8 protein-coding genes, 1 tRNA gene and 1 pseudogene are annotated in these 7,653 nt (G+C 52.8%); 8 read left to right on the top strand and 2 right to left on the bottom strand.

Features of this window, described 5'->3' with window-relative positions; translation table 11 throughout:
• Positions 1 to 167, bottom strand: a pseudogene (locus ACGCCZ_RS05785) (CNNM domain-containing protein); the annotation flags it as partial.
• Positions 149 to 352, bottom strand: a complete 204-nt coding sequence (locus tag ACGCCZ_RS05780; protein WP_411655536.1) for a CNNM domain-containing protein — start codon at positions 350 to 352, stop codon at positions 149 to 151. The pseudogene ACGCCZ_RS05785 and the gene ACGCCZ_RS05780, both read right to left, overlap by 19 nt.
• A 511-nt stretch (positions 353 to 863) precedes the next feature.
• On the opposite strand from ACGCCZ_RS05780, the gene ACGCCZ_RS05775 reads away from it, so the two are divergent.
• From ACGCCZ_RS05775 to ACGCCZ_RS05740, 8 genes are all read left to right on the top strand, one after another.
• Positions 864 to 939: transfer RNA gene (locus ACGCCZ_RS05775), tRNA-Ala, on the top strand.
• Between the two features lie 211 nt (positions 940 to 1,150).
• Positions 1,151 to 1,498 carry a hypothetical protein gene (locus ACGCCZ_RS05770; protein WP_411655535.1) on the top strand — a complete coding sequence of 116 codons (348 nt, stop codon included), beginning with the start codon at positions 1,151 to 1,153 and terminating at the stop codon, positions 1,496 to 1,498.
• Positions 1,499 to 1,742: 244 nt separating this feature from the next.
• A complete protein-coding gene (locus ACGCCZ_RS05765) occupies positions 1,743 to 3,212 on the top strand; it encodes a DUF6138 family protein (protein WP_411655534.1) in 1,470 nt (489 codons plus the stop codon).
• Positions 3,209 to 4,588 (top strand): DUF6138 family protein, encoded by a 1,380-nt coding sequence (locus tag ACGCCZ_RS05760; protein ID WP_411655533.1) that lies wholly within the window; start codon positions 3,209 to 3,211, stop codon positions 4,586 to 4,588. The genes ACGCCZ_RS05765 and ACGCCZ_RS05760 overlap by 4 nt, the downstream gene beginning before the upstream one ends.
• 10 nt (positions 4,589 to 4,598) lie before the next feature.
• Entirely contained in the window at positions 4,599 to 5,441 is an 843-nt protein-coding gene (locus ACGCCZ_RS05755) for a DUF2262 domain-containing protein (RefSeq protein WP_411655532.1), read from the top strand.
• Positions 5,442 to 5,474: 33 nt separating this feature from the next.
• The gene (locus ACGCCZ_RS05750; RefSeq protein ID WP_054323085.1) at positions 5,475 to 5,753 is read left to right on the top strand and encodes a hypothetical protein; all 279 of its coding nucleotides are present in this window, start codon (positions 5,475 to 5,477) and stop codon (positions 5,751 to 5,753) included.
• Between the two features lie 21 nt (positions 5,754 to 5,774).
• The gene (locus ACGCCZ_RS05745) at positions 5,775 to 7,157 is read left to right on the top strand and encodes a suppressor of fused domain protein (protein ID WP_411655531.1); all 1,383 of its coding nucleotides are present in this window, start codon (positions 5,775 to 5,777) and stop codon (positions 7,155 to 7,157) included.
• Entirely contained in the window at positions 7,138 to 7,569 is a 432-nt protein-coding gene (locus tag ACGCCZ_RS05740; RefSeq protein WP_411655530.1) for a hypothetical protein, read from the top strand. The genes ACGCCZ_RS05745 and ACGCCZ_RS05740 overlap by 20 nt, the downstream gene beginning before the upstream one ends.
• Positions 7,570 to 7,653: the final 84 nt, after the last annotated feature.

Genomic DNA, 7,653 nt, shown 5'->3' with positions numbered 1-7,653 from the left:
TTGCCAAACTTTTCGGTGAGATCTCGCCAAAAATCAAAACTACCACTGTCATAACCGCGGTGGACAGAGATACGCCAGCTTCCCCTAACATTCGTGTAAATAATCGTCGACAGGGACGCACTTGCAATATTTACAATATTGTTGCCGATCAGAATCGTGGACAACATTTTATCATAATCCTCTGAAACAGCAAGCGTAAGCGCAGCACTGCGTATTCCCTCCCTGACTCTGCCGCCGTTTTCATACGAATTCGGTTCAATGTAGTGAATGCTGTCTCCCATGCAGAAAAATAACCAGAAAATAACACACAGATAACAATTCCTATTACAATGCCAAAGTCGGCACCTACCATGGTTTTCTACTCCTCTTTTTCATAAAAATAAAATGATATTGGGACAATTTTAACAGATTCCTCTTCGATTTTCAAACCGCTAGTTTCTGCGCCTGGCCCGGAAAAAGCAGCTATTTTCGGTTGCAGGTAACCACATCGAGCGCTTTTATCGATTTGCTGCCTGCCTCGGTCTTTTTATAGGAAAACCTTTATCCGGTCGGAAAAATCATTCCATTTTCTTGAGATTCCAACAGAAATCTGTGCCCTGCTGTTTTTCACTCCGTTTATTTGAAAATCATTGCAATGGCTTGTCAAAAATTCGAATAGTTCCAGCGAGTTCAAAATATTTTTTGTCAAAACCTCTTGCATTGGGAATAAAAGTATGTTAATATAAAAAAGCTGTTTACGACAGTTGTCTGAAAATAGTATGGGGCATTAGTAAGCAACCAGATGTGTGCCCCTGCGACGGAGAGCAAAGTCAAAAAATTGAACAGCCTGGAAATCCAGTAGAATCGAGAGATTCTGGCAATATGGGGGTATAGCTCAGCTGGGAGAGCGCTTGAATGGCATTCAAGAGGTCAGCGGTTCGATCCCGCTTATCTCCACCAAAATAATGACTCACACATTTAAATGTGTGAGTCATTGTTTTATCCATACGAAAACACAGAGAGGGCCTGACATCCAATTCACTTCCCCTCCCCCGGAAAAGTCAATATAATTATCGAGGCGGAGATTCTACAGTAGAATCTCCGCTTTTTTGTTTGTTGTATATTAAAAGACGAAATATAAAAGAAATGTGGTAGAAGCTTTGACCGCCTGGTGATTCGGGTGCTGGCGCAATCCAAGAGGCGGCGCCCCAGAATTACGCTGATACTGATGACTCCATATTATCCAGTCCGCAAAGCGGTGAAGCTGCCGGAGGGATTTGACACCCTGTTTTATCCGCCAAATCTGCAAACCGTCCCCAATCGAGCTGCCATCATCCGCGCAAACCAATATATGGTGGAGTGCAGTAATTACCTGATCTCTTATGTATGGCATCCGGCAAGCAACGCCAGAGAACTGCTGGAGTATGCTGGGACAGGAACACGAAAAGGAAAAATCCATATCACAAATCTGGCTGATAAGCAAATCCATCTTCCAAAGAACATGGCTAGTGTGCTATAATAAAATAGTGAAAGTTTACCCATTTGGAACGTGTAATCAGAGGTCTTGCTATGGAAGAAGAAAAATTGGGGCAGCCATCAACTGCTCTGTTCAAATATGCAAAATTGATTTTATCCAAAGAAGAAACCACATCCGCTGGTGGATGTGGTGTTTCCCATGCGGCCTTTTCATGCCCTGTGTCAGTCTGTTGTTATGACAGTACGGCGCAGGGCATTTTTTATTGTTTGGAAAGAGGTGGCCTGAGATGAATTTACCAAAGCGCAACAGTGAAGATGGGCGCTGTTACTGGATGACGCCCGATGTACGAGAGGAGCTGCAACCGCTCTTTGACCAGTGCATTCAGGATGCTATGGACGGCAGGATTACCCGCCCCGATTCTCTCTGGCCTCCGGTGGTGGTCAGCAGCGAAGGCGCACCCTTTGAGGTACACGATCTGATGATGGGCTGGGCCAAAGTACAGCGGGCCGAAACCCTGGATGCGGAAAAGGCCATTGCCTTCAGCGAAAACCTGCGCCGCCTGAGCCGGTGGGGTGAGATCGACTACCATTTACTTGGTCTGTTGGAACGGGAGCTACAGGAGAAGTATTTTGTAGTGACAGGCCGTGAAGATGACCATCCCTGGAATCGGGAGTATTCGCTGAAACCAGACATCCGTGCAGAGGAGGTCCCTGAACCGCTGCTGCGCTTTGCCTGTTATGTGGCGGTGAGCTATAAGGTATATGGTTTGGACTTTCAGTATCTGGATACCAATTATCTCTTAGGATTGGTTGAGAAGGTCCGGCCTGATATGGTGAAAAAGCTGAAAGAAAACGGGACCGGCAGGCTTCCGCTCAACCTTCAAAAGAGGAAAACAGAGCAGTTCACGGCATCGGCCAACGATGCCTTTGCCATCATCCGCATTACGGCCAAGGACAGCACGGAGGAATGTTACGGCGAAGTGCTGAACTACCTGTGCGAGCTTCTTTCGCAGGAGGATTTTCCCCACAGCTATACGGTGGAGTTCAAAGGACCGGAAAAGAGGTATCTGCCCATCACAGGACTGCCCAAAAAGGGAATCAATCAGCTTTGTGCCTGCGCCGTTCAATATCCGTCCCTTCATCCTCTGGTGGAACGGTATGCCCGCCTTGCTATGCGGCAATATGAGCGGTACACCAATCTCAGCGATGAGCAGTGTGCTCTCCCTGGCAGTTTTGCCGTATTCGCCCTGGGAATGCTGGAAAAAAAGTGGCGGCAGTTGATATGGGATTATCTTGACCTCTGTGATGATGAGCACTCCCGCTTACAGGAAAAATTCCTCCGGGAGTATGTGAAACAGTTCGGCTTTACCTCTGATACAGTCCCTATTTTTGTCCGGGGTGTGCTGTCCATGCAGAACATGAAATATTCCAAGGACTATGCCGCATGGATGGCAAACGCAGAAAGCCTGGACGCTCTGCTGGAGGCAAAAGTTCATCTTTCTGAGATCGTCCCAAGCGGTTTTTCCTCTGACGAGGATGACGACGAGGACGAGGAACCCACCCAGGAAACAGAAGCCAGCCCGGAGGAAGTGCTGCAATACGCATGGGAGACGGTCTGCTATGTGATCTGGGGCAAAGCCAGCGCCAAGAGTGGTCAGAAAGTGGTGGAAACAGCTCCGGAAGAACTGAAAGAGCGGTACCGGCAGATCTTCATTCCGGTAACGGAGAACATGGAACAAAGAGGTGGCCTGCTATGAGTTTACCGAAATGCGACGGCGTACATGGCCGTTATTACTTGATTCATAAACCAGATACGGACCCCGAAGTGCTGAAACACGCAGATCAGTGCATCCAGGACATTTTGGAGGGAACTGCCCGCGAAAATCATTCCGCCTACCCGACAGTGGTGCGGAACCACAACGGAACACCGTTTCTCCCCAGCCACCTGCTGGAACGTTATCTCTCCCGGCTGCCGCTGAAGGGATTTCCCTATGAGGATGCTGTTGCTGTATGCGATGCCATGCGGCAGCTGGCGGGCTGGAACGAGATTTGCTACACATTGGGACAATACATCAAACACCAGGTGCAAGAGAGATATTTTGAGGCTGGAGAAAAAGAGGACCGTTTTTCCGTCTACCCGCCCTGCACCGTTTCCCCGGATCTGTGTTCTGAGGATGTGGATGACGGCCTGTTGCACTTTGCCTGCTATGTAGCGGTCTGTTATACGGTATATGGAGCCAGCTATAATACCGTTATAACCAAGCACTACCTCGATCTGGTTTCCCAGCTTCGTCCGAATATGGTGAAGGAACTGAAAACCAATGGCAGCGGCAAGCTGCCCCCTGACCTTCAAAAGCGAAAAACAAAGCACCTGACCGCCTCGGCCAACGATGCCTTTGCCACCATCCGCATCACCGCCAGGGACAGCACCGAGGGATGCTGCGACGAGGCGCTGAGCTATCTATGTGAGGTGCTGGAGCAGCCGGAGTTCCCCCGCAGCTACTCAATCGAGTTTCGTGGGCCGGAGAAGCTCTACCTGCCCATCCCCGGTCTGCCAAAAAAGGGCGTCCATCAGCTCTTTGCCTGTGCGGTACAGTACCCCCGCCTCCATGTCCGGATGGAGAATTATGCCCGGCTGGCCATGCAGGAGGATGAGTGGTATCAAAACCTCGCGGGTGAATTCTGCGCCCTGCCCGGCACCTTCGCCGTATTCGCCCTGGGGCTGGAGGGGCCGAAGTGGTGGCGGCTGGTGTGCGATTATCTGGATCGCTGCGACGACGAACACTCCTCCCTACAGGAAAAGTTCCTCCATGTCTTGTTCAAAAAGTTCGGCTTTACCGCCCAGTCCCTGCCGGTGCTGGTCCACGGCATCCAGTCCATGCAGGAGCTGAGGCCCATCAAGGAGTTCCGCACCCTGATCGCCAACGAGGAGAGCCTGGACGCTCTGCTGGAGATCAGGGAACATCTGGAGGACTATCTGCCCGAAGAGGGAGCGCATGACAAGCGAGCGCGGGAGTATCTCTGGCGGGATATCCTCTGGGCCATCTGGGGCTCGGCCTCCGAGAACGGCGGTAAGGTCATCAAGGCGGCGCCGAAGGAACTGAAAGAGAAATACCAGCAGGTATTTGCGTAAGGAGAACGCCATGAAAAAGAGAACAGCAAAGGACTTTATTGCCCTCTACTCCTCGGAAGCTGAGGAAAAGCTGGTGTTGATCGAAAGTGGCATCAGCGCCAGCCGGTCTTATATGGACAGCTATTGGGAGGCCCAGACCCACGCCCTTGCCATGGCGGATGCACGGACCGGACAGGTGATCTCCGGCCGTTGTTATCTGAGCTGGCCGCTTACGGACAAGGAGCGGGAAGCCGGCGACTATTCCAAGCAGTTTGCCAAAGGAAAGGTCTACCGGATCAAGGCTCGGGACTGGAAGGGTACTGTACTCAGCGAACCGAGGTGGTATGTCACGGAGGTGTTGGAGGAGGGTGTGCCCTGCCCGGCATTGGAGGAGCTCTGGGCGGAGTACACAAAGCCTGTCGTTCTGGAGGACGAAGTGCTGGGAACGCTCACACTGGATCGTGAAATGAGTTATTTCAACGGGACATGTCAGTGGATGAAAAAAGATGTTCGGTTCTCGTTGGATGTGGATGTTGAAAAGCAAGCGTCCTGGACTCGTACTCGAACTGTAATGAAAAAGTTGTTGGCAGATCAAGAGGTGTGGGATAAGTCTCTGCGAACACTGGCTGCCCAGAAACTTACTACTCTGGCCAACGAGTGGCTGGCGGACAATGATCAGACCGACCGGAACCCGAAGAAAGACCCCATCACCGAGGAGGAGTTCGCCCGCCGCATCCTCCTTACCGAGTTCACAGTATCTCCGGGCGGCAGTTTTACCGCCTGGTATGAGGATGATGATATGTTCTGGGGCCATGTGATCACCGTGGAAGGGACATTGAAAAAGGGTCCCCTGCGGGCGGATATGCAGGGCTGACCACAAGCGGTTTGTAGGAAGGAGACGTCCATCTTGTGTGAGTACTGCCGAGACATTCAAACATGGAGAAAATTTGACGCCCCAAAGGACTATCTGGCTTGCATTGCTTACATTCAGCAACTGATAGCGAAGGATGAATTTGAACTGCTGCCAGAGGAATCCACCTGTCCGCTGGAGAAGGTAAAGACGGAGGATGGCTGGGCGGACGAGATCATGCTCCACATGATCCGGTGCAAGCACTGTGGGCAGATTTTCACCTGTGTGGTCAACACCTGGCGAGGCAGCGGACACTTCAAAAAAGGCAAGGAATGACATGGAAAAGGCGGTGAAACTATGAATCAGGCAGAAGAAGCAAAACTGTTGGAGCAGATCGAACGGTGGAATGATGTGGACGAGTTTTCCCGATGTATTGACGCCATTGAAGCCATTCCGGAACAGGAGCGAGGCTATCTGCTGACTCTCAAACTGAGCCGGGCATACAGCAATCTGGCCGTGTTGAGCGACAACAGCGCCCATGGCGAGGATGGCGAAGTGGACGGGGAACTTCTCCGGCACGCCATCCGGCTGCTGGAGTCCATCCGCTCCCAGGGTGAGAACGACCCCTACTGGAACGCCCGCATGGGATATTCCTGCCTGATGGCATACAGCTCCGCCGCCACCGCCTATGAATATGCCAAACGCTGGCTGGCCTTAGCCCCGGATGATCCGGATGCCCAAAAGCTGGTGCTGGACTGCGAAAAATATCTGGAGGAGGAAAAAGCCTTGGAACTTGATTTGCAAGAGCGGACGGAGATCATCCGGGAGGAAACCCCCGATGATGACATCCTTGGTTTTGTGCGGTTACATATTGACCAGTATTTTGGCGTCTATTCAGAGATGATCCATGATGACTCTGACCCAGAGTATCCTCTGGATATTGTCATCATCGCCCCTCGCTTGGAGCATGATTATTACACACTGGTCACCATTGGCCTGAGCCGGTGCCGGATGAATTTTCCGGAGGAGCGGCGGGAGGAAAAGCTGGAGCGTGCGGAGCTGCTCATCAACCTGCCCCGGGACTGGAAGCTGACAAAGGCGGACTGCCGGGAGGAGCGGTGGAGTTGGCCTATTCGGATGCTGCTGGCCACCGCCCGCTTCCCCATGGAGGACCCGGAGGTGGGGCTGGAATCCAGAACCACGCTGATGGAGGGCGAGGATGGCGTCCCCTTTGCGAAGGACACGGACTTGCGGGGCGCAATCTTGCTCTGGCCTGGTCCGTTTGGGCAGGAAGCCTTTGCCTGCTGCCTGCCAGACGGCGAGGAAGTCAACTTCTATCAGGTAATCCCCCTCTATCGCGAGGAGATCCAGTATAAGCTGGAACGCGGTGCGGACGCTCTGCTGGACCTCTGCCCGGACGAAAGTTTGGAAGTGATCGATCCTCACCGGCTGAATGTGGTCACCGACTGGGAGAAGATCGGCTATGATCCGGCAGAGATGGACAACGCCGAAACCCATTTGAAAAAGATCCAAGACCTCCATCTGCCGGTGAACGAGCTGGCGGCCTACAATTTGATGGCCTTTTATTTGGGCTGGACTATGAAACGGGGCCAGATGCAGCAACCCGTTCCTCTCCCGGTATCGGGAGGTGGTGGAGGCGGTCCGATCCGGAGAAGGGCTGGACCTGCGGGCATTCATCCGGGACGAGCTGAATGGGAAATTGTCCACCCAGTTCTTTGACCGGAGAGGCTCCGGCTTTGCCCAGTGGTATGCCCAGGACAACCGCTCCAACCCCTATGTCTACCGCCGGGACTGCCGGAACATCGCCCTGGCCGGGCTGGAGGGCCGCACCTGGAGCAGCATCGCGGAAGAAGAAGCTGCCTACCTGTTCCTGTCCTATACGGAGCAGAACCGCTGGAGTATAGAGCAGCTTCTGGATGAGCGGTTCGAGGCGTTTCTGAAGACAGAATTTGTAGACGACCCAGAGGAGCGTGTCGCGCAGGCGGCGAAAGGCAAACCCGCCGTCATTTCTGACTGGGATGGCCCTCTCGTCTGCTACGCCTCCGACCGGGTCGCTCAGGATGGGCGTAAGGTGCGGCTCATAGATCGCTTGTTCCCCGAGCGCGAGGATATGGGCTGGGAGAGTGGCTGAGCCCTCTACTCTGGAGATGAGGACGAAGTGTATGGCGAAGGCAATGAATACTATAAGTCGCACTGCGGCTACTACGATATCCGG

It is taken from the genome of Anaeromassilibacillus sp. SJQ-1 (genome assembly GCF_046693725.1).
Taxonomy (GTDB): domain Bacteria; phylum Bacillota; class Clostridia; order Oscillospirales; family Acutalibacteraceae; genus Anaeromassilibacillus.
Note: the sequence above shows the minus strand (reverse complement) of the source record. Positions and strands in the feature narration are given on the sequence as shown.

Coding starts and splice junctions, on each gene's coding strand:
- ACGCCZ_RS05780 (WP_411655536.1), bottom strand. CDS start 352: ATGGTAGGTGCCGACTTTGGCATTGTAATAGGAATTGTTATCTGTGTG.
- ACGCCZ_RS05755 (WP_411655532.1), top strand. CDS start 4,599: ATGAAAAAGAGAACAGCAAAGGACTTTATTGCCCTCTACTCCTCGGAA.
- ACGCCZ_RS05765 (WP_411655534.1), top strand. CDS start 1,743: ATGAATTTACCAAAGCGCAACAGTGAAGATGGGCGCTGTTACTGGATG.
- ACGCCZ_RS05745 (WP_411655531.1), top strand. CDS start 5,775: ATGAATCAGGCAGAAGAAGCAAAACTGTTGGAGCAGATCGAACGGTGG.
- ACGCCZ_RS05760 (WP_411655533.1), top strand. CDS start 3,209: ATGAGTTTACCGAAATGCGACGGCGTACATGGCCGTTATTACTTGATT.